We start from the raw sequence: 22,554 nt of genomic DNA, 5'->3' as shown, positions 1-22,554 counted from the left end.
TGTTATGATATTGATTAGGATTCTTAAAGAAGGAGGGCATGGACGTTGTCAGATATACAAAAAAATCGAACAAGTGTAGACATATATGGACAGCAATATGTAATAGTAGGCTCCGAGAGTTCGAGCCATGTTCGCCTCATTGCTTCGCTGGTTGACGATAAAATGCGTGAAATCAGTTCGAAGAATCCTTCACTCGACATTAGTAAGTTAGCCGTACTAACGGCAGTCAATGCTGTTAATGATTATATAAAGCTAAAAGACCGTCTGGAGCGGCTGGAAAACGAATTAAATAGAGTAAAGGACGGAAAATAGCCATGTTGGATCTCGCAATTATCATTATTTTAATTTTTGGCTTTTTTATCGGGCTAAAGAGAGGATTTATCCTTCAATTAATTCATTTAACAGGTTTTATTATCGCTTTTATTGTAGCTCGTATGTATTATGAAGAACTTGCTCCTAAATTGACCCTATGGGTGCCATATCCCAGCTTTAGCAGTGACTCAGCGATTCAAACGCTTTTTGAGAATGCAAATCTTGAAGATGCCTACTATCGCGCCATCGCATTTGTCGTGATTTTTTTTGCGGTCAAAATAGTATTGCAAATTATTGGCAGTATGCTCGACTTTGTTGCCCATCTTCCCGTTTTAAAGCAGCTAAACGTCTGGGCAGGCGGCGTTCTTGGGTTTATAGAAGTCTATCTTATCATGTTTATCCTATTATACATAGCCGCACTGGTTCCAATTGAAGTGCTGCAGGGACCTATTAATAATTCTTTTATGGCAGAATTAATGGTTAAGAACACGCCTGTTCTCTCTAGCCAGCTGAAAGAAATGTGGGTTGAATATATAGCAGCGTAACTTCTCTATTTTTAGAGGAGTTTTCTTTTTGAAATATTTGCAGCTGGTGTGCAAAAACCTTTATGAAAAAGCAATTTGAAATAGCCATTATTTGAAGTTGCACCACAAAATAAGAGATAATACGGATACGATTACAGTAACGGGCAGGTGTTATGTATGAGTATAAATAAAAAAGATGTGATCAGGCTGTTGGAAACAATAGCCGTTTATATGGAGCTAAAGGGTGAAAACCCCTTTAAAACCGCTGCCTTCCGCAAGGCGGCATTGGCACTTGAATCAAATGATGAAAGTCTGTCTGAAATTGAGGATTTTACCAAGCTGTCCGGTATCGGCAAAGGGACTGCAGCTGTAATAGATGAATATATTCAAGAAGGAAAGTCATCCGTTCTGGATGAGCTGAAGGTAGAGGTCCCATCTGGCTTAATCCCTCTTCTCCAGCTGCCAGGTTTAGGAGGCAAAAAAATCGCCAAGCTTTATAAAGAGCTGGGGGTTGAGAATGCAGCAGATCTTGAGGAGGCATGCCGCAATAAAAAAGTGCAGGCACTGGCAGGCTTTGGAAAGAAGACTGAGGAAAAGATTTTGGCTGCCCTGGAGAATGCAGGCTCAAGGCCGGATCGGCTTCCCCTGGCTTATATGCTGCCTATAGCAGAAGGCATTGAGGATGCCCTGGCTGAAATGAAGGATATTACTAAATACTCCAGAGCAGGAAGCTTAAGAAGAATGAGAGAGACGATTAAGGATCTTGATTTTATCATTGCCACCGAAAATCCTGCTTCCGTCAAAAACCAGTTATTAAACCTATCTGGAATTAAAGAGGTCATTGCAGCAGGAGATACAAAGGTATCCGTTGTTATTGAGCATTCTTATGATATATCTGCAGACTTCCGTTTAGTGGAGCCTCACGAGTTTGCGACAACTTTGCATCATTTTACCGGTTCAAAGGACCATAACGTCCGCATGCGCCAGCTTGCTAAAGAACGCGGCGAAAAAATCAGTGAATATGGTGTAGAAAACACTGAAACAGGTGCGATTCTCACTTTTTCAACAGAAGAAGAATTTTATGCTCATTTTGGACTCCCATTTTTCCCTCCTGAAATTAGGGAAGATGGGAAAGAAGTGGATGAATATAAAGAAGGTCTGGCATTGATATCCCTTGATGATATAAAGGGGGATCTTCATATGCATTCTACCTGGAGCGATGGTGCCTACTCAATTGAAGAAATGATTGAAGCCTGCCGTGCCCGCGGCTATAAGTACATGGCCATTACAGACCATTCACAGTACTTAAAGGTGGCTAACGGTTTAACGGCTGAAAGGCTGCGGCAGCAAAGCGAGGAAATTAAACGCCTTAATGAACAATTTGATGATGTTACTATTCTTTCAGGAGTAGAAATGGATATACTGCCTGATGGTACGCTTGATTATGATGATGAGCTTCTTGAGGAACTCGACATTGTTATTGCTTCCATCCATTCTTCATTTTCCCAGCCGAAGGAAAAAGTCATGGATCGGTTAAAAACAGCCTTGCAAAATGCCCATGTTGATATTATTGCACATCCTACCGGTAGATTGATTGGCCGGAGGGAAGGCTATGAAGTGGACATGGACATGCTGATCGAGCTGGCAAAGGAGACAAATACAGCTCTTGAGCTGAATGCGAACCCGCATCGGCTGGATCTTGCTTCAGAGCATATCCGAAAAGCTCAGGAAGCTGGTGTCAAAATTGTCATAAATACTGATGCACACAAAATTGATACACTAAACCATATGGAAATAGGCGTTTCCGCGGCCAAAAAAGGCTGGATTAAAAAGGAATCTGTCCTTAATGCCATGGAACCAGAAGATCTGCTCAAATTCCTGCAAGAACGAAAATAGGGAAGTTGGGTTTGAAAGGGGAAAGTCCTCATGCAAGAACGAGTTTTAAAGATTCTTGAATTCAATAAAGTAAAAGAACAGCTGCTGGAACACGTTTCCTCTTCCTTAGGAAGAAAAAAAGCGGAAAATATCCTTCCTTCAGCAAATTATGACGAAGTAATCCGCTGGCAGGAAGAAACTGATGAAGCAGTGACAGTCCTTAGAATAAAAGGGAATGTGCCGCTAGGAGGCATTTTCGATATTCGGCCTCATGTAAAAAGATCCGTTATCGGCGGTATGCTCAGCCCTCAGGAGCTCACGCAGGTTTCGAGTACAATCCATGCAAGCAGACTGATGAAAAGATTTATCGAGGATTTTGCAGAGGAAGAAAGCAGCCTGCCCATCTTGCATGGATATACTGATAAAATCATTGTCCTGGCAGATCTGGAAACATCTATCCGCAATGCTGTCGATGATAATGGGGAAGTGCTGGACAGTGCAAGCGAGACATTGCGATCGCTCCGCAATCAGCTGCGCACAAAGGAATCGCGAATCAGAGAACGCCTTGAGAGCATGATCCGCTCCTCAAATGCGCAAAAAATGCTTTCCGATGCAATTGTTACGATCAGGAATGACCGATTTGTCATTCCTGTTAAGCAGGAATACCGCGGACACTATGGAGGAATCATCCATGACCAAAGTTCATCCGGGCAGACATTGTTTATTGAACCGCAATCAATCGTCCAGCTGAATAACGAACTGCAGGGCATCCGGGTAAAAGAGCAGCAGGAAATTGAACGGATTTTGATTACACTCTCTGCACAAACAGCAGAACAGAGCGGTGAACTGGAGACGATTGTGGAAGTGCTTGGGGAAATCGACTTTATGTTTGCAAAAGCCAGATACAGCAAGCGGATAAAAGCTTCCAAACCGAAAATAAATAATGAAGGAAGGATTTCTCTGTTTAAGGCGCGGCATCCGCTTATTCCTGCTGACGAAGTGGTCGCAAATGATATCGCGCTGGGCGATGAATATTCGACCATCGTTATTACGGGTCCGAATACGGGCGGTAAAACTGTAACCCTAAAAACGGTTGGCCTATGTAACTTAATGGCTCAGGCAGGACTGCAGATACCTGCTCTTGATGGATCGGAGACAGCTGTTTTTGGAGCCGTCTTTGCGGATATCGGGGATGAACAGTCAATTGAGCAAAGCTTGAGTACCTTTTCTTCTCATATGGTCAATATTGTGGATATCCTGAATCACGTGGATTTTAACAGCCTTATCCTATTTGATGAGCTTGGGGCAGGAACAGATCCCCAGGAAGGGGCAGCCCTGGCAATATCCATCCTGGATGAAGTTTATAAGTGTGGAGCAAGAGTCATTGCCACAACGCATTATCCTGAGCTAAAGGCCTATGGGTATAATAGAGAAGGAGTCATTAACGCAAGTGTAGAATTTGATATTGAGACGCTAAGTCCTACTTATAAGTTGCTAATCGGTGTGCCTGGGCGAAGCAATGCATTTGAAATATCAAAGCGGCTCGGGCTTCATGACAAAGTCATTGATACAGCAAGATCCTATATTGGAGCAGACTCGAATCAGGTTGAAAACATGATCGCTTCTCTTGAAGAAAGCCGCAAGCAGGCTGAAGCTGACCGGGAAGAAGCAAATGCTCATCTGAAGGATGCAGAAAAAATCCATAAAGATCTGCAAAAGCAAATGATTGAATTTTATGAGCAGAAACATTCTATACATGAAAAGGCAGCTGAGAAAGCAGCAGATATCGTTGAAAAAGCGAAAGCGGAAGCTGAGCAAATCATCCGTGATTTAAGAAAGATGCGGATGGAAAAACATGCGGAAGTAAAAGAGCATGAACTGATTGAAGCAAAAAAACGATTGAATGAAGCAGTTCCGCAGATGAACAAAACTCAGAATAAAGCCAAGGCAGAGAATAACAAACGTGTTTTTGAGCCTGGGGATGAAGTGAAAGTTCTTAGCTTTGGCCAAAAGGGACATTTGCTGAAAAAAGTATCCGATAATGAGTGGCAGGTCCAAATTGGAATTTTAAAAATGAGGGTCGCTGAAAAAGAGTTGGAATATATTAAGAGACCGAAGCCAGTGGAAACCAAACCGATGGCGACAGTGAAGGGCAAAGATTTTCATGTCAGCCTTGAGCTGGACTTGCGGGGAGAACGCTATGAAAATGCACTCTTAAGGGTAGAAAAGTATATCGATGATGCGCTTTTGGCAGGCTATCCGCGTGTATCGATTATCCATGGTAAAGGCACTGGAGCCTTAAGACAGGGTGTTCAGGAATATCTGCGGTACCACAGAGCTGTTAAGAAAATCCGATTTGGCGAAGCTGGAGAAGGTGGCACTGGTGTTACAGTCGTTGAATTTAAATAAAGACTGTTTAATGCGGATAGCGCTAAAATATAATAGAGTCTAAAAGTTTTCTATTATCGGGCCCTGTTTTTATCATGAGCAGCTGACCAAGTGACTTCTTAAAATCACATTTGTCCTTGCGGTTTAAGGCAATGTATAGGAAAAGGTATTAAATTCCAATGGGGAGAATGGAAATGAACCAATTTTGGGAAAATGAATTTATTCAGACAGCTGCATATTATAGTGTTGTTATTTTGTGTATGATTGTCTTTTTAGCTATTTTTGAATTGGTCACAAAGTATCGGAATTGGGAAGAAATCAAAAATGGAAATGTGGCTGTTGCCATGGCAACAGGGGGCAAAATATTTGGAATTGCCAATATTTTCAGGCACTCCATTTTGCATAATGACACATTATTGACGATGATAACCTGGGGGATTTTCGGATTCTTTCTATTGCTGATTGGTTATTTTATTTTTGAGTTTTTAACGCCGAAGTTTAAGATTGATGAGGAAATCGAAAACAATAATAAGGCTGTCGGTTTTATTTCTATGATGTTATCTATCGGATTATCGTACGTTATCGGGGCAGGTTTATCTTAAGGGGAGATTTGACAGTGGAAAAGTTAGCGAAAGTTCTCCTGGTTCTTTGTGGAATATTTCTTCTTATAGGGGCCATTTATATTTTCTTTCTAGCATAATATTTTAGTGATATAGATATAAACAAGAAAACGCCATGATTGTGCGGCGTTTTTTTTGTTTTATTTTTACAGAAAATTCCCGGTTTTGGGGACAACCTATTTATAATCCCTTTATGTGTGAATGGTCTTATTCTAATTGTCATAGAGGGAGCATTATATTATAATAGGAATGAACAATTAGAATGTTCTAAAAATTTTCAGGTTTGTGTCCAATAAGCGAGTTTGCCTTTGGACATTAGATAAAGGAGGGATATAATGGCAGAAGCAAAACCATGGCTCGAGCAGTATCCGGCAGAAATCCCCTCAACTTTGTCCTACCCCAGCCAGCCGGTACAGGATTATTTGAAACAAGCTGCAGACGAATTTCCGGAAAAAATAGCCATCCATTTTATGGGGAAGGAATTCACCTTTGAATATGTGTATAATACTTCTCTTAAGCTGGCTGCGTATCTGCAAAGCATTGGGATAGAAAAGGGAGATAAGGTAGCTATCATGCTTCCCAATACTCCTCAATCTGTAATCAGCTATTACGGTATTTTGATGGCTGGAGGTGTCGTTGTACAAACGAATCCATTATATATGGAACGTGAACTTGAATATCAAATGAAAGATTCAGGGGCAAAGGCAATCATTACGATCGATATTTTATATCCAAGAGTGAGTAAGGTAATGCCTCAAACAGATATTGAACACATTATTGTAACCGCTATCAAAGATTTTCTCCCATTTCCAAAAAATTTGGTTTATCCATTTATCCAGAAAAAGCAATATGGCATTGTTGTTAATGTAAGGCATGAAGGACATAATCATTTGCTTACTGAGATTTTAAAAAGGCCTTTTGAGCCTCTCAAGATTTATGAATTTGATTTTGAGGAAGACCTGGCTTTGCTGCAATACACAGGGGGCACAACCGGTTTTCCAAAAGGTGTAATGCTATCGCATCGGAACCTGGTCTCCAATGCTGCAATGTGCAAAGCATGGCTTTATAAATGCAGGCGAGGCGAGGAAGTCGTACTGGGCATTTTACCATTTTTCCATGTGTATGGAATGACAGCAGTTATGATTTTGTCTGTAATGGATGCACACAAAATGGTGCTTCTGCCTAAGTTTGACCCTGAAACGACATTGAAAACGATTCAAAAGCAGCGTCCTACCTTATTCCCTGGCGCACCTACAATCTATATTGGCTTATTGAATCATCCTGATCTGAAAAAATATGATTTGTCTTCCATTGATTCTTGCATCAGCGGATCAGCAGCCCTTCCTGTTGAAGTTCAGCAGAAATTTGAAGAAATAACAGGCGGAAAACTTGTTGAAGGATACGGCTTAACCGAGTCTTCACCCGTTACTCACGCGAATTTCCTATGGGATCGTCCGCGGGTAAAAGGAAGCATAGGCGTACCTTGGCCGGATACTGATGCAGCAATTTTTTCACTGGAGACAGGAGAATCGCTTCCGGTAGGTGAAGTAGGTGAGATAGCAGTAAAAGGCCCTCAGGTAATGAAAGGCTATTGGAACCGGCCGGAAGATACCGAACAGACTTTAAGGGATGGCTGGCTCCTGACAGGTGATCTTGGTTACATGGATGATAATGGATATTTCTATGTTGTGGACAGGAAAAAAGATATGATCATTGCAGGCGGGTTCAATATTTACCCGCGTGAAATAGAAGAAGTTCTTTACGAGCATCCTGAAGTACAAGAAGTAGTAGCTGCAGGAATTCCAGACCCTTATCGGGGTGAAACCGTAAAAGCTTATATTGTGCTGAAAGAGGGTTCAAAAGCAACTGAAGATGAGTTGAATCAATTTGCGAGAAAGCATCTTGCCTCCTATAAGGTACCCAGGCTATATGAATTCCGTCAAGAGCTTCCAAAGACAGCTGTCGGAAAGATATTGAGAAGGGCACTTGTAGATGAGGAAAAAAAGAGATTAAAAGAAGAAGAGGAAAAGCGGGCTTAATTGCAGAGACCGATTCTCATCGGCTCTTTATTTTTGATGAATTATGCTTGTCCGCGGTTTAAAGGAATGTCATAATGAACCATATATTTCCGGGGGTAACTTCTTGACAGAAATGAATTGTACTACTATTATAAAATTATGAATGATTATTCATTCATAATAGGACATCGGGACGATTTTTAGAAATATTTAAAATCATAGTTAAACATACTGGCTTACTAGTTCTTATTTTACTGGTTAATACAGCAGCGGGGATGGTACTTCACGTATAACGAAGGCGATCCTATGCGGCTGCACCTAACTAAGATTGAAAAAAGGCACTGCCGTTTAGCTGGTTTTATTCTTGAAAGGAGGGAAAAGCTTGAAGAAAACGAAACCCAAATACCGGCAAATTATTGATGCGGCAGTAGTCGTGATTGCTGAAAATGGCTATCACCAGGCACAGGTATCAAAAATTGCAAAGCAGGCAGGTGTCGCTGATGGCACCATATACTTATATTTTAAAAACAAAGAAGATATCTTAATATCCCTCTTTCAGGATAAAATGGGTTACTTTGTTGAGAAAATCGAGGAAAAAATTGCAGGAAAAGAGAAATCTGCAGAGAAACTATTAATGATGGTAGAATCGCACTTTAAAATGCTCTCAGAAGATCGGCACCTGGCAATTGTCACCCAGCTCGAATTAAGGCAATCAAATAAAGATCTCCGCCATAAAATCAATGAAGTCCTAAAGGGATATCTTACATTAGTTGAAAGGATTCTGGCTGATGGAAAGGAAAGCGGAGAGTTTGCAAGTGACCTGGATATAAGGCTTGCCCGCCAAATGATCTTTGGTACGATGGATGAAACAGTAACGACATGGGTGATGAATGAACAAAAATATGATCTGACTGCTTTGGCAGAACCTGTGCACAAACTGCTGATTAGCGGGTGTGGAAGAGTATGATCCGAAAGTGCTCATAAAATATTGTGAGGAGGGATAGGATGGAGTACTTAAAATGGTCCCATCAGGATATGGTAGCGACAATTACAATTGAACGTCCACCGGCAAACGCTCTTTCATCCGGCCTGTTAAAAGAGCTATCATCAGTACTGGATGAAATTGAACCAAATGATGATATAAGGATAGTCCTTATTCACGGGGAAGGCAGATTTTTCTCTGCCGGTGCCGATATTAAAGAATTTACTACAATTGAAAGCGGAGAAGATTTTTCTAATCTGTCTGCCTATGGCCAGGATCTTTTTGAAAGAATGGAAAAATTCCCTAAGCCAATTATTGCAGCCATTCATGGCGCTGCGCTCGGCGGCGGATTGGAACTTGCGATGGGCTGCCACTTCCGGCTTGTTTCTGAGAATGCAAAGCTTGGGCTTCCTGAGCTTCAGCTAGGCTTGATTCCAGGCTTCGCTGGGACTCAGCGGCTTCCACGCTTTGTTGGAACAGCCCGTGCAGCAGAAATGTTATTTACAAGTGACCCGATTACAGGACTGGAAGCTGTTCAATATGGTTTAGCAAATCATGCTTATCCAGAAGAAGAGCTTTTGGAAAATGCCTATAAAATGGCGAAAAAAATAGCCAAAAAGAGTCCAGGCTCGATCAAGGCAGCCATTGAACTGTTGAATTATGGGAAAAATGGCCAGTTCACCGAAGGTGTAAAAAAGGAAGCAGAATTGTTTGGTCAGGTCTTTGTTTCCAAGGATGGCAAGGAAGGCATATCTGCCTTTATTGAAAAACGGGAACCAAAGTTTACCGGCCAATAGTATTTTTAAAGATTTGCCCTGAAAGATTACATTCATTCTCATTATCTATTATAATAGACTTGTATGCGGATGATTTAATCTTCAGAAGATTCATTGGTTAAATTATGATCTGTGAACGAGCGCCCGCTCAATTTCAAAAAGCTTGGCGTTCGCAGCAGATATACCTTTCTGTATGCCTTGAATATTTTCAATCTTTCGAAGTAAAGAAATGTTTTTATTACTAGGAGGGAAATCATGAACATCTACGTATTAATGAAGAGAACATTTGATACTGAAGAAAAAATTACGATCTCCGGCGGCAAAATCAACGAAGATGGCGCTGAATTTATCATTAACCCTTATGATGAATATGCGATTGAAGAAGCCATTCAGGTTCGTGATGCACAAGGCGGAGAAGTTACAGTTGTTTCTGTGGGTACAGAAGAAGCTGAGAAGCAGCTTCGCACAGCCCTTGCCATGGGTGTGGACAAAGCAGTATTAATCAATACTGAAGATGACCTTGAAGACGGAGATCCATTTACAACTGCAAAAATACTATCAGAATACCTGAAAGATAAAGATGCTGACTTAATCATTGGCGGAAATGTAGCCATTGACGGCGGTTCTGGACAAGTGGGGCCAAGAGTGGCAGAACTTCTGGGCATTACCTATGTAACAACAATCACTAAGCTTGAAATCAGCGGCAGCTCTGCAACTGTAGTGCGCGATGTTGAGGGTGATTCCGAAGTCATTGAAACATCACTTCCACTATTAGTAACTGCACAGCAAGGTTTGAATGAGCCTCGCTATCCGTCTTTACCTGGAATTATGAAGGCAAAGAAAAAGCCTCTTGATGAGCTGGAGCTTGACGACCTTGGCCTTGATGAGGACGATGTTGAAGCAAAAACAAAGACAATTGAAATCTATTTGCCTCCTAAGAAAGAAGCAGGAAAGGTTCTTGAAGGCGAACTGGAAGATCAAGTGAAAGAGCTTGTAAACCTTCTTCATACTGAATCCAAAGTTGTCTGATCGTCAATAACTGATAATAATAACGCAGGGGGTAAAACATATGGCTAGAAAAGTATTAGTATTAGGTGAAGTCCGTGACGGTTTATTGCGTAATGTATCCTTCGAAGCCGTGGCAGCAGGAAAAACTGCAGCTGAGGGCGGAGAAGTTATTGGTGTTTTAATTGGTGATTCTGTAAGCGCTTTAACGCAAGGGATGATTCATTATGGAGCTGACCGTGTTGTAACGGTTGAGGATGAAAAGCTTAAACAATATACTTCAGATGGCTTTTCACAGGCTCTAATGGCTGTAATTAATTCAGAAAGCCCAGAGGGCCTTATTTTTGGACATACAGCATTAGGAAAGGATCTTGCTCCTAAAATTGCAGCCAAAATGGAATCAGGATTAATCTCTGATGTTACAAGCCTTGAAGAAGCAGGTGGAAATCTTGTATTTACACGTCCTATTTATTCAGGAAAAGCATTCGAAAAGAAAATTGTAACAGATGGAATCCTATTTGCGACAATCCGACCTAACAACATTGCTCCACTTGAAAAAGATGAGTCAAGATCTGGGGACGTTACTTCTGTGTCTGCAGAAATCAAGGAACTTCGTACCATCATTAAAGAAGTTGTCCGCAAAGCAAGCGAAGGCGTTGACCTTTCTGAAGCAAAAGTTATTATTGCCGGCGGACGCGGTGTTAAGAGTGAGGAAGGCTTTGAGCCATTAAAAGAACTTGCTGCTGTATTAAACGGAGCTGTGGGTGCATCCCGCGGTGCATGTGATGCTGATTACTGTGACTATTCACTGCAAATTGGCCAGACAGGAAAGGTAGTTACACCAGACCTTTATATTGCATGCGGTATCTCAGGAGCGATTCAGCATTTAGCGGGTATGTCAAACTCAAAAGTAATTGTAGCCATCAATAAAGATCCTGAAGCTAATATTTTTAAAGTGGCGGATTACGGCATAGTTGGCGACCTGTTTGAAGTTGTCCCAATGCTGACGGAAGAGTTTAAAAAATTAAAAGTAAACGCATAAGAATCAGCTGAGCAAGTTTTTTCTGGCTGTATTTCGGTAAAAAGGGCGGCTTATGGCTGCCCTTTATACATAAGCCTAAAATAAAGGCAAAGTAGAATAATTCCCTTTAAATAGGGTAAATTACGATCGAGCAAATTGTTAGCAACATAATATAAACGATGATATACTGTCGTTAGTATTTGAGTTAAATTTTAGGAGGCATATTAAATGGCTATTACACATGCAACGGATCAAAATTTCTCTACTGAGACAGGCTCTGGCTTAGTATTGGCTGATTTCTGGGCTCCATGGTGCGGACCTTGCAAGATGATTGCACCTGTATTGGAAGAGCTTGATGCAGAAATGGGCGATAAAGTAAAAATCGTAAAAATTGATGTGGATGAAAACCAGGAAACAGCTGGCAAATTTGGCGTAATGAGCATCCCAACACTAATTGTCCTTAAAGACGGTGAAGTTGTAGATAAAGTGGTTGGCTTCCAGCCTAAAGAAGCTCTTGCTGAACTTCTTACAAAACATGCATAATGCATTAGGAGCCTCTCGATGTCCGGTAGAGACATCGGGGGTTTTTTTGTAATATTTGTAATATCAGAATTTATATCCTTTTGAACTTTGATAACTGTCTATCGCAAGGAGCCCTGCGCTTTTCTTACAGCGTATAGCTTTTATGTATGGGCCCCCTTGATTTTTGCCTCTCTATTATTACAGCCACTATACCCCATATCCAATACCCGTTATAATTAGATTGTTGATTCTCGCATCAGACATCACAGCGGACTAAAATGTACAAAAGCAGGCTGAAAGATGCCTTTAGGCAATGCGTTCAGGATGGTTAATTATATCGTTTTATATAAATGAAGTGAAAACCCGGGAGGTGAGACTGGTGAATGACACGATAAAAAATAAGCTGATGCTGCTTCCGGCACAGCCAGGCTGTTATTTGATGAAGGACAGGCAAGGGACCATTATTTACGTAGGCAAGGCAAAAATTTTAAAAAATCGCGTCAGATCCTATTTTACCGGTTCACATGATGGGAAAACATTAAGGCTTGTCAATGAAATTGAGGATTTTGAATATATTGTTACATCTTCAGATATGGAAGCGTTGATCCTTGAGCTGAACCTTATTAAGAAATATGATCCCAAATATAATGTGATGCTTAAGGATGATAAGAGCTATCCATTTATCAAATTGACAGCTGAAAGACATCCGAGGCTGATTACAACCCGTAAGGTTAAAAAGGATAAAGGAAAATACTTTGGACCTTATCCAAATGTCCATGCTGCCAATGAAACAAAGAAGCTGCTCGACCGGATATATCCTCTCCGGAAATGCTCGACTCTTCCTGATCGAGTTTGTCTATATTATCATTTGGACCAATGCCTGGCACCCTGTATAAAGGATGTCAGTGAAGAAGAATACAAAAAAATGACAGAGGAAATTGCCAGATTCTTGAATGGAGGATACAAAGATATAAAAAAAGAATTGATGGAAAAAATGACGGCTGCTGCAGAAGAACTCGATTTTGAGAGAGCTAAAGAGATCAGGGATAAAATTGCCCATATTGATGCTACGATGGAAAAGCAGAAAATGACGATGACAGACTTTACAGACCGGGATGTGTTTGGCTATGCGGTTGATAAAGGCTGGATGTGCGTTCAGGTCTTCTTCATCAGGCAAGGAAAACTCATTGAACGAGATGTATCAATGTTCCCGATTTATAATGAATCGGAGGAAGAAATCTTAACCTTCCTTGGCCAGTTTTATTCTAAGGCCAACCATTTTAAGCCTCGTGAAATTTTGGCTCCAGACTCCGTAAATACGGAAATGGCAGAACAGCTTCTAGGAGTAAAAGTGTTAAAGCCACAGCGCGGCCAAAAGAAGGATCTTGTAAAATTCGCCTATAAAAATGCCAAAATTGCTCTTCAGGAGAAATTCTCATTGATTGAGCGGGATGAGGAACGCACAATTAAGGCAGTAGAAAACCTCGGCCAGCAACTCGGCATATATACCCCTTACAGAATTGAAGCATTCGATAATTCAAATATACAGGGATCAGATCCAGTATCTGCCATGATTGTTTTTATTGATGGAAAGCCTGAAAAAAGGGAATACAGAAAATATAAAATTAAGTCTGTAAAGGGCCCTGATGACTATGAATCCATGAGGGAAGTGGTTCGGCGCAGGTATACAAGAGTTCTGAAAGAAGAGCTGCCGCTACCTGACTTGATTATGATTGATGGCGGAAAAGGTCATGTGGAAGCTGTGAGAGATGTGCTTGAAAATGAATTGGGCCTTGATATTCCGATCTCAGGCATGGTTAAAGATGAAAAGCACAGGACCTCCCAGCTTCTATACGGAAGTCCGCTGGAAATCATTCCGCTTGCGAGAAACAGTCAGGAATTTTATTTGCTGCAGAGAATTCAGGATGAGGTGCACCGTTTTGCCATCACTTTTCACCGCCAGCTTCGTGGGAAAAGTGCTTTTCAATCAATACTTGATGAGATTCCGGGAATTGGCGAGAAAAGGAAGAAGCAGCTGCTGAAAGCCTTTGGATCTGTAAAAAAGATGAAAGAGGCAACGCCTGAAGAATTTAGGGAAATAGGCATCCCGGTAAAAGTTGCTGAAGAACTTATGCAGCGCCTTGAGGAAGAAAGCGGGAAGGCTTCCACGTAAATTGGATATAGACAGCGAATATCTGATATGTTATACTAATTGAAACTTTATATCAATATCACTTTATAGCGATAAAGTATGTGTTCGAATAAGGGATAAAGGAGCTAAATGCTTTTTATCTCAGGCTTTTTGAACTGCATCGTTAAGTGAAGGTAGAGGTGCAAACTTCATCAGTAAAGGCTTGGAGAAGAATGAGCTTCCGTGAAGAGCTTTGAAAGGGAATGTTTGCCGAAGTGGAGAAAATCTCATCATTTTCTTTGCTGGTTTTGCATTGAATAAATGCGGGATTGTCAGGGCTATGCCGTCCTGGAGAGCTATCTCACTGTGTTTGCTCACTTTTATACATTTGGCGCACAGCAATGGGATAGTATTATATCCCATTGCTTTTTTTATTGTCAAAAAGCGGAAGTAAACTGGTAAAGGGTAATTTACATAAGGACGGCAAACAATACAACAAGATTGATTAGAAAGAAGGGGAAGCTGTGGGAATTATTGTGCAGAAATTTGGAGGCACCTCTGTAGGTACTGTCGACAGAATTCAAAATGTGGCAAATCGGGTGATTGAAGAAAAGAAAAAAGGAAATGCTGTTGTCGTGGTTGTATCAGCTATGGGAAAAACGACAGATCAGCTAGTCGGTATGGCGAAGGAGATATCTCCTTCGCCAAATAAACGGGAAATGGATATGCTGCTTACAACCGGTGAACAGGTGACCATCTCTTTATTAGCAATGGCTTTGGGTGCGAAAGGCCACCCTGCTGTTTCTTTTACAGGCTGGCAGGCCGGTATAAAGACTGAACCCATTCACGGAAATGCAAGAATCCTGGACATTGACACAAGTAAAATCCAAGGAGAACTGCAACAGGGGAATATCGTCATTGCTGCAGGGTTTCAGGGTGTGACAGAAAATGGTGCAATCACTACGCTGGGACGCGGAGGATCAGATACAACAGCTGTGGCATTGGCGGCTGCACTTAAGGCAGATAAGTGCGATATTTATACAGATGTAACTGGGGTATTTACAACTGATCCCCGCTATATAAAAAGTGCCAGAAAACTTCATTCTGTTTCATATGATGAGATGCTTGAACTGGCAAATTTAGGTGCTGGTGTACTTCACCCTAGAGCTGTAGAATTTGCCAAAAACTATGGCCTTCCGCTAGAAGTGCGTTCAAGCCTAGAGAAGGAATCCGGGACAATAATTGAGGAGGAAGTAAAAATGGAGCAAAATTTAGTCGTTCGCGGTGTGGCATTTGAAGATGATATTACAAGGGTGACGATACTTGGTCTTCCTAATTCACTGACCGGCTTGTCTACCATTTTTTCAGCCCTTGCAAAAAGTCACATCAACGTCGACATCATTATTCAAAGCATGACAGAAGCCCAAACAACTAACCTGTCATTCTCGATTAAAAATGAAGACCTGACTGATACGATAAAGGTACTGGAAAAGAACAGAGAAAGCTTAAACTACGATCGGATTGAATGGGAATCGGGACTTGCCAAGGTTTCAATAGTCGGATCAGGCATGATCTCCAATCCTGGTGTGGCAGCTGAAATGTTTGAAGTTCTTTCAGCCAATGAAGTTCAGGTGAAAATGGTAAGTACATCGGAAATAAAGGTCTCAGCTGTAATAGAGAACGGAAAAATGCTGGATGCTGTTGATGCTTTGCATGATGCTTTCCGGCTTTCGGGTTCTGCAGTTCAAGCTTAACTGTTAAGTCTGTTAATGCTTGAATGAACAAAAAGCTTTCAAAGGGAGTGTTTGAAAGCTTTTTGTCCTGGAAATGAAATCAAACAGCTGTATCTTTTTTATCCCATTTGATTGTAATGAGGATTTTTCCGGTTTTTTTGCGGGGGTGTTCAAAAGCCTCGCAAATGACTTCCTTCTGGAATTCTATTTGCTGGGCTATAAATCCGGCTTCCAGCTGAAATGTGCATCCCTTATTTTTTTTGCAGCGTTCGGCGATCAGCGGGCTGAATAGTTCCATTTCTACTTCATTTTTTGTTTCATTTTTAATGGAGAGATTTCCCCAGCCGGCATCTTGAAAAAACTGTGCAATATGCTCGGCTGATTCAAGAGGATATTTGCGTGCAAGCTTTTTGCCTGCCCAATATAAGATTTCTGGTGCTTCATCTCCTAATAGGTCATGGAGCAGCACTTCCCGAATTAGTTCATAACCAAATGCCGGGACTGACTGTACGTGATCTTCGTTAGTGATTTTCGCAGATGCTAATTCGCTCAATAGTCTCCCCTCTTTCTATTATTCTATTATATACAATATGCAGAGGGTTGTAATATCCATTCAAGAAAAAATAGAACGATATACACAGAAAAAATTACTATTTTAATATATGTCGAGCTTAAAAATACTGCCAAGCTGAAAGCATGCTGGAGATGGATTTATAGTATAAAATATTCTAAAAGAATTTTATTAATATGGAACATTTTGTGTATTCGTTTTCTTGACGCTCTAATATCTTGGGAGTAAAATGGACATGTCACATAATTGTAAGAAAATGAATAACATTTTCGAGATGATGTTCTGAGCGGGGGCTCAGCATCGTTTTATACAAATCAGGGGGGAAAGTTTATGGCAGGTAATCGAGAGTTTTTTAATCGCAGATTGCATTCATTACTTGGAGTTATACCGGTTGGACTGTTTTTAGTTCAGCACCTTGTAGTGAACCATTTTGCAACAGGGGGAGAAGAGTCTTTTAATAATGCGGCGCATTTTATGGAGAGTCTTCCTTTCAGGATTTTCCTTGAAACGTTTGTTATTTATCTACCTTTGTTGTTCCACGCAATTTACGGCCTTTATATTGCTTTTACTGCGAAAAATAATACGAGCAGATATGGATTCTTCCGAAACTGGATGTTTATGCTTCAGCGTGTGTCGGGTGTAATCACATTGGTTTTTGTTGCATGGCACGTTTGGGAAACTCGTGTAGCGGCAGCCTTTGGATCAGAAGTTAATTTCCAGATGATGGAAAATATCCTCTCTAATCCTTTCATGTTCTGGTTCTATATTATTGGTGTTATTTCTGCGATTTTCCACTTCGCAAATGGCCTATGGTCATTCCTTGTAAGCTGGGGAATTACAGTATCACCTCGTTCTCAAGTTATTTCCACTTATGTAACGATCGGCATTTTCATTGTTCTATCGATTGTTGGCGTGCGTGCACTTACAGCATTCATTTAATAGTCATTAAAAGACTGAAAGACTAGATTGGAATATTAAAATTTTGAAGATACAAGCTTTAGAGTAGACAGCTGTCTAGCTCAGGCGCCATCGGCTTAAGAGAATTCTTGCCGATATACGGGCGCCATACGCTTTTCTTTGTACTAGGATTAAGGGAGTGAGTCACGATGGGTAAAGGAAAGGTTATAGTTGTCGGCGGCGGATTAGCTGGATTAATGGCGACAATTAAAGTTGCAGAATCAGGGACTCCGGTTGAATTATTTTCATTAGTGCCGGTTAAACGTTCTCACTCCGTTTGTGCCCAGGGCGGTATTAACGGAGCAGTAAATACTAAAGGAGAAGGAGATTCTCCTTATATTCATTTTGACGATACAATCTATGGCGGTGACTTTTTGGCAAACCAGCCCCCTGTTAAAGCAATGGCTGAAGCTGCACCAGGCATCATCCATTTATTTGACCGTATGGGTGTAATGTTTAACCGTACACCTGAAGGATTGCTTGACTTCCGCCGCTTCGGTGGAACACAGCATCACCGCACAGCATTTGCGGGTGCTACGACTGGCCAGCAGCTGCTTTATGCGATGGACGAGCAGGTTCGCCGCCATGAAGTTGCCGGCTTGGTTACGAAGTATGAAGGCTGGGAATTCCTGGGGGTAGTGATTGACGATGATGGAGCTTGTAAAGGTGTCGTTGTCCAGAATCTGACTTCAATGGAAATCAAATCATTTGCAGCAGATGCTGTTATTATGGCAACTGGCGGACCAGGAATCATTTTTGGAAAATCAACGAACTCTGTCATTAACACTGGTTCAGCAGCTTCGATTGTGTATCAGCAAGGTGTTTATTATGCGAATGGAGAATTCATTCAAATTCATCCAACAGCTATCCCAGGAGATGATAAGCTTCGTCTTATGAGTGAATCAGCCCGCGGTGAGGGTGGGCGAGTTTGGACTTATAAAGATGGCAAGCCTTGGTATTTCCTTGAAGAGAAATATCCTGCCTATGGAAACTTGGTGCCGCGTGATATTGCAACACGTGAAATCTTTGACGTATGTGTTAACCAAAAGCTTGGCGTTAATGGGGAGAACATGGTTTATTTGGATCTATCCCATAAAGATCCTAAAGAATTAGATATCAAGCTGGGCGGAATTATTGAAATTTATGAGAAATTCCAGGGTGAAGATCCTCGTAAAGTACCAATGAAAATCTTCCCTGCAGTCCACTATTCAATGGGCGGACTGTGGGTCGATTATGACCAAATGACAAATATTCCTGGCTTGTTTGCAGCAGGTGAATGCGATTATTCACAGCATGGTGCAAATCGTCTGGGTGCCAACTCACTACTTTCAGCCATTTATGGCGGAATGATAGCAGGCCCTAATGCAGTTAAATATATCAGCGGATTGGATAAGAGTGCAGAGGATCTGCCATTATCACTATTTGACCGCTATGTGAAACAGGAAGAAGAAAAATGGAATAACATTATGTCTCTTAATGGTACAGAAAATGCCTATGTCCTTCATAAAGAGCTTGGCGAATGGATGACTGATAATGTGACAGTTGTTCGCCACAATGACAGGCTATTAAAAACAGATGAAAAAATTATTGAACTGATGGAGCGATATAAAAAAATCAATATTAACGACACAGCGAAGTGGAGCAACCAGGGTGCTAGCTTTACACGCCAATTGCAGAATATGCTTCAATTGGCTCGCGTTATTACAATCGGTGCTTATAACCGTAATGAAAGCCGCGGTGCTCACTATAAGCCTGAATTCCCAGAACGTAATGATGAGGAGTTCATGAAAACAACCATGGCGAAGTTTGTAGATGCAAACTCTGCTCCTGAGTTTCATTACGAAGATATTGATGTAAGTTTAATTAAACCGCGCAAGCGTGACTATTCCAAAAAGAAAGGGGAGAATTAAGCAATGCAAGAAACGAAAACGAAAACTGTCCGTTTCATAATCAGCCGCCAGGATACTACTGATTCAGCCCCTTATCAGGAAGAATTTGAGATTGAATACCGTCCAAATATGAACGTTATTTCCGCTCTTATGGAAATCCGCCGTAATCCGGTTACTGTGAAAGGTGAAAGTACTACACCGATTGCATGGGATATGAACTGTCTTGAAGAAGTTTGCGGAGCATGTTCTATGATAATAAACGGAAAGCCTCGCCAGTCATGTACGGCACTTGTTGATCAGCTCGAGCAGCCAATCCGCCTTGAACCAATGCGCACTTTCCCAGTAGTCCGTGACTTGCAGGTGGACCGAAGCCGCATGTTCGATTCTCTAAAAAAAGTTAAGGCATGGATTCCAATCGATGGAACATATGATTTGGGACCAGGGCCTCGTATGCCTGAAAGAAAGCGCCAATGGGCTTATGAGCTGTCTAAATGCATGACTTGCGGAGTTTGCCTGGAAGCATGTCCGAACGTAAACAGCAAATCCGATTTCATTGGGCCAGCTCCTTTATCACAAGTTCGTTTATTCAATGCCCATCCAACAGGGGAAATGAATAAAGCTGAACGCTTGGAACAAATTATGGGTGATGGCGGACTTGCCAACTGCGGCAACTCCCAAAACTGTGTACAGTCCTGCCCTAAAGGAATTCCTTTGACAACATCGATTGCAGCGCTAAACCGTGATACCACCTTCCAGTCTTTCAAAAACTTCTTTGGAAGCGACAGAATCTAAATCGTATAGAACCCCCTTTCCAGTTCGGAGAGGGGGTTTTTGTGAATTTCAGAGGCCGAAAGGTTTTCAAAAAAATTCTAAAAATATTATAATGAATAAAAAAGTGAATGTTCATTCATAATTTGCCGGGAGGATACAACATGGTAAAATTAAGCTATATAGAGGACTTTAAAAGATGGGAAGGGGAATTTAATTTTTTTCATCCAGTAAAGGTGCGTTTTTCTGAAACAGATATGTTTGGCCACTTGAACAATACTGTTCCATTCACATACTATGAAGAAGCAAGGATCGAATTCTTTAAGAGCAAGGGATTTATGCAGGAATGGGTAAAGCCGGAGAATGAAACCATTCCAGTGGTAGCGGATCTGCAATGCGATTTTTTAAGCCAGGTTTTCTTTGATGAAAAAATTAACATATATGTAAAAGCTGCTTCCATAGGGAGGTCCTCTGTTGATATTCACTATATGGGGAAGAAATCGGACAATTCAATCTGTTTTGCCGGAAGGGGGACTATGGTGCAAATATCAAAAAAGACCGGCAAAGGCATCCCTTGGTCTGTAGATATGAAAGAAATGCTGAAAAGCGGAGTGAGAGTACAGGCCTAGGATCACAAATGCACATTGTAAAAAATAACTTTCTCCTTTACGTAAATATAGTCACTTCAATACTTTTGCTGACATATGATATGGTGACTAAATATATACCCACCCGTGGTTCATAGCTGGCGAAAGGCAAGGAGGGTTACATTACTTGAAGGAGAATGAATATACTCACAAGCCATTACTCACCAAACGAGAAAGAGAAGTATTCGAATTGTTAGTACAAGATAAAACAACAAGGGAAATCGCTGGTGAATTGTTTATAAGTGAAAAAACCGTTCGGAACCACATTTCCAATGCGATGCAAAAGCTTGGTGTAAAGGGGCGTTCACAAGCTGTTGTAGAGCTCCTTCGAATGGGAGAGCTAGAACTTTAATCTAGACCGGCTATCCTTCTGGGATGCCGGTTAATACTTTTATACGGGGATATTTTTCAGTTATGGATTTAATTCTTTCTTGAAATTTATGCTGAAAAAGGTGAAAATATATGCACAAGAGCAAAAATATCGTTTTTTTTTTTTTTTATACGGTAAAAGCTGAAATGGGAGTGTTTATATTATGAAGCTTGAAGATCCTAAACTCAATGAAATAAATGATGTTGTGGCTGACATAGAAAAAGACCTTAGATACATATCCGGCATAATCAAGCAAAAGGGAAGGGAAATTTTGAGTGATTTCACCATCACACCTCCTCAATTTGTGGCTTTGCAATGGCTTTTTGAAGAAGGCGACATGACGATTGGCGAGCTTTCAAACAAGATGTATCTGGCCTGCAGCACAACAACAGACCTTGTCGACCGTATGGAAAAGAATAATCTTGTGAAAAGGGTAAAAGATCCCAATGACCGAAGGGTAGTCCGCATTCACTTGCTGGAAGAAGGCGAGCGGATTATTGAGGAAGTGATTAGAAAGCGTCAGGAATATTTGAAAGAGGTTCTTAAAGACTTTTCACATGATGAGGTATTGTTCCTTAAAGACAATCTTATGAAATTACACCATGATATGCGCGTAGAATGAGGCGGTACGTTTGAAACAACCTATAGGAATTATTGACTCCGGAGTAGGAGGCTTAACAGTCGCAAAGGAAATTATGCGGCAGCTGCCAAATGAAGATATTGTTTACCTTGGGGATACGGCCCGCTGTCCATACGGTCCGCGGACTGGCGAAGAGGTAAAAGCCTTCACATGGCAATTGACTCAATTTTTACTCGGTAATAATATTAAAATGCTTGTGATCGCATGCAATACAGCTACGGCTGTAGCTCTTGAAGAAATTCGCCATGAGCTGTCCATACCGGTAATTGGCGTTATATATCCAGGGGCAAGAACGGCCATTAAAGTAACAAAGAATCTTACAATCGGTGTGATTGGTACTGAAGGTACGGTCAAAAGCAAGGCTTATGAAAAAGCATTGATACAGATAAACAGCAAATCCACTATCCATAGCCTGGCATGCCCTAAATTTGTTCCACTTGTTGAAAGCGGGGAATATGAAGGGCCTGTAGCCAAAAAAATTGTGGCTGAAACCTTGCAGACACTAAAAGGCAGAGGGATGGACACCCTGATTCTTGGGTGTACACATTATCCGCTTTTAGAACCAATTATAAAAAATATTATGGGGAAAAACGTAAAAGTAATTAGTTCTGGGGAAGAAACAGCAAGGGAAGCCAGTACAATTCTGCACCATCACGGATTGCTGAAGGAAAATGCGGAGGAACCTGAATATACGTTCTTCACAACCGGTTCTACGGCAATTTTTTCAAAAATTGCTGCCAAGTGGCTAAAAACCCCTGTAAATAAAGTTGAAAAAATTTCGCTTTAAAAACGATAGACACCTTCT

The 22,554-nt window shown here is 41.2% G+C and carries 21 protein-coding genes and 1 riboswitch; of the genes, 20 read left to right on the top strand and 1 reads right to left on the bottom strand.

Annotated elements, in window-relative coordinates; translation table 11 throughout:
* The first annotated feature begins 45 nt into the window (after positions 1 to 45).
* The 13 genes from zapA (at position 46) to NCCP133_RS02825 (ending at position 15,928) form a co-directional block, all read left to right on the top strand.
* Positions 46 to 312, top strand: coding sequence for a cell division protein ZapA (gene zapA / locus NCCP133_RS02885; protein WP_264803451.1), 267 nt, complete (start codon positions 46 to 48; stop codon positions 310 to 312).
* 2 nt (positions 313 to 314) lie between these two features.
* Positions 315 to 857 (top strand): CvpA family protein, encoded by a 543-nt coding sequence (locus tag NCCP133_RS02880; RefSeq protein ID WP_264803450.1) that lies wholly within the window; start codon positions 315 to 317, stop codon positions 855 to 857.
* A gap of 156 nt (positions 858 to 1,013) precedes the next feature.
* Positions 1,014 to 2,732, top strand: a complete 1,719-nt coding sequence (gene polX / locus NCCP133_RS02875; protein WP_264803449.1) for a DNA polymerase/3'-5' exonuclease PolX — start codon at positions 1,014 to 1,016, stop codon at positions 2,730 to 2,732.
* A gap of 30 nt (positions 2,733 to 2,762) precedes the next feature.
* Positions 2,763 to 5,120: an endonuclease MutS2 gene (locus tag NCCP133_RS02870; RefSeq protein WP_264803448.1), complete on the top strand. Its 2,358-nt coding sequence runs from the start codon at positions 2,763 to 2,765 to the stop codon at positions 5,118 to 5,120.
* A gap of 173 nt (positions 5,121 to 5,293) precedes the next feature.
* A complete protein-coding gene (locus tag NCCP133_RS02865; RefSeq protein WP_264803447.1) occupies positions 5,294 to 5,701 on the top strand; it encodes a DUF350 domain-containing protein in 408 nt (135 codons plus the stop codon).
* Positions 5,702 to 6,054: 353 nt separating this feature from the next.
* Complete coding sequence (locus NCCP133_RS02860; protein ID WP_264803446.1) at positions 6,055 to 7,758, top strand: AMP-binding protein; 1,704 nt, start codon at positions 6,055 to 6,057, stop codon at positions 7,756 to 7,758.
* Positions 7,759 to 8,119: 361 nt separating this feature from the next.
* A complete protein-coding gene (locus NCCP133_RS02855; protein ID WP_264803445.1) occupies positions 8,120 to 8,704 on the top strand; it encodes a TetR/AcrR family transcriptional regulator in 585 nt (194 codons plus the stop codon).
* Between the two features lie 38 nt (positions 8,705 to 8,742).
* On the top strand, positions 8,743 to 9,516 hold the full coding sequence (locus NCCP133_RS02850; protein WP_264803444.1) for an enoyl-CoA hydratase: 774 nt from the start codon (positions 8,743 to 8,745) through the stop codon (positions 9,514 to 9,516).
* 234 nt (positions 9,517 to 9,750) lie between these two features.
* A complete protein-coding gene (locus NCCP133_RS02845) occupies positions 9,751 to 10,524 on the top strand; it encodes an electron transfer flavoprotein subunit beta/FixA family protein (protein ID WP_264803443.1) in 774 nt (257 codons plus the stop codon).
* Between the two features lie 40 nt (positions 10,525 to 10,564).
* Complete coding sequence (locus NCCP133_RS02840; protein WP_264803442.1) at positions 10,565 to 11,542, top strand: electron transfer flavoprotein subunit alpha/FixB family protein; 978 nt, start codon at positions 10,565 to 10,567, stop codon at positions 11,540 to 11,542.
* Between the two features lie 207 nt (positions 11,543 to 11,749).
* Positions 11,750 to 12,064 (top strand): thioredoxin, encoded by a 315-nt coding sequence (gene trxA, locus NCCP133_RS02835; RefSeq protein WP_264803441.1) that lies wholly within the window; start codon positions 11,750 to 11,752, stop codon positions 12,062 to 12,064.
* Positions 12,065 to 12,422: 358 nt separating this feature from the next.
* Positions 12,423 to 14,216, top strand: a complete 1,794-nt coding sequence (gene uvrC, locus NCCP133_RS02830; RefSeq protein ID WP_264803440.1) for an excinuclease ABC subunit UvrC — start codon at positions 12,423 to 12,425, stop codon at positions 14,214 to 14,216.
* Positions 14,217 to 14,361: 145 nt separating this feature from the next.
* Positions 14,362 to 14,541: riboswitch (Lysine riboswitch) on the top strand.
* A gap of 157 nt (positions 14,542 to 14,698) precedes the next feature.
* Positions 14,699 to 15,928, top strand: coding sequence for an aspartate kinase (locus NCCP133_RS02825; protein ID WP_264803439.1), 1,230 nt, complete (start codon positions 14,699 to 14,701; stop codon positions 15,926 to 15,928).
* A 79-nt stretch (positions 15,929 to 16,007) separates the two neighbouring features.
* On the opposite strand, the gene NCCP133_RS02820 is transcribed toward NCCP133_RS02825, so the two are convergent.
* The gene (locus tag NCCP133_RS02820; RefSeq protein WP_264803438.1) at positions 16,008 to 16,460 is read right to left on the bottom strand and encodes a YslB family protein; all 453 of its coding nucleotides are present in this window, start codon (positions 16,458 to 16,460) and stop codon (positions 16,008 to 16,010) included.
* 348 nt (positions 16,461 to 16,808) lie between these two features.
* Between NCCP133_RS02820 and NCCP133_RS02815 the strand changes: the two genes are divergently transcribed.
* The 7 genes from NCCP133_RS02815 (at position 16,809) to racE (ending at position 22,536) form a co-directional block, all read left to right on the top strand.
* On the top strand, positions 16,809 to 17,417 hold the full coding sequence (locus NCCP133_RS02815; protein WP_264803437.1) for a succinate dehydrogenase cytochrome b558 subunit: 609 nt from the start codon (positions 16,809 to 16,811) through the stop codon (positions 17,415 to 17,417).
* 167 nt (positions 17,418 to 17,584) lie between these two features.
* Positions 17,585 to 19,345 (top strand): succinate dehydrogenase flavoprotein subunit, encoded by a 1,761-nt coding sequence (gene sdhA / locus NCCP133_RS02810; protein WP_264803436.1) that lies wholly within the window; start codon positions 17,585 to 17,587, stop codon positions 19,343 to 19,345.
* Between the two features lie 3 nt (positions 19,346 to 19,348).
* Positions 19,349 to 20,116: a succinate dehydrogenase iron-sulfur subunit gene (sdhB, locus tag NCCP133_RS02805; protein WP_264803435.1), complete on the top strand. Its 768-nt coding sequence runs from the start codon at positions 19,349 to 19,351 to the stop codon at positions 20,114 to 20,116.
* A gap of 140 nt (positions 20,117 to 20,256) precedes the next feature.
* Entirely contained in the window at positions 20,257 to 20,721 is a 465-nt protein-coding gene (locus NCCP133_RS02800; RefSeq protein WP_264803434.1) for an acyl-CoA thioesterase, read from the top strand.
* 145 nt (positions 20,722 to 20,866) lie between these two features.
* The gene (locus NCCP133_RS02795) at positions 20,867 to 21,091 is read left to right on the top strand and encodes a helix-turn-helix domain-containing protein (protein WP_009333184.1); all 225 of its coding nucleotides are present in this window, start codon (positions 20,867 to 20,869) and stop codon (positions 21,089 to 21,091) included.
* Between the two features lie 181 nt (positions 21,092 to 21,272).
* The gene (locus tag NCCP133_RS02790; RefSeq protein ID WP_264803433.1) at positions 21,273 to 21,731 is read left to right on the top strand and encodes a MarR family winged helix-turn-helix transcriptional regulator; all 459 of its coding nucleotides are present in this window, start codon (positions 21,273 to 21,275) and stop codon (positions 21,729 to 21,731) included.
* Between the two features lie 10 nt (positions 21,732 to 21,741).
* Entirely contained in the window at positions 21,742 to 22,536 is a 795-nt protein-coding gene (gene racE, locus NCCP133_RS02785; protein WP_264803432.1) for a glutamate racemase, read from the top strand.
* The last annotated feature ends 18 nt before the right edge of the window (positions 22,537 to 22,554 follow it).

The organism is Cytobacillus sp. NCCP-133 (assembly GCF_026011715.1).
Lineage (GTDB): Bacteria > Bacillota > Bacilli > Bacillales > Cytobacillaceae > Cytobacillus.
The sequence above is the reverse complement of the archived record's forward strand: the minus strand, read 5'-3'. Positions and strand labels throughout refer to the sequence as shown.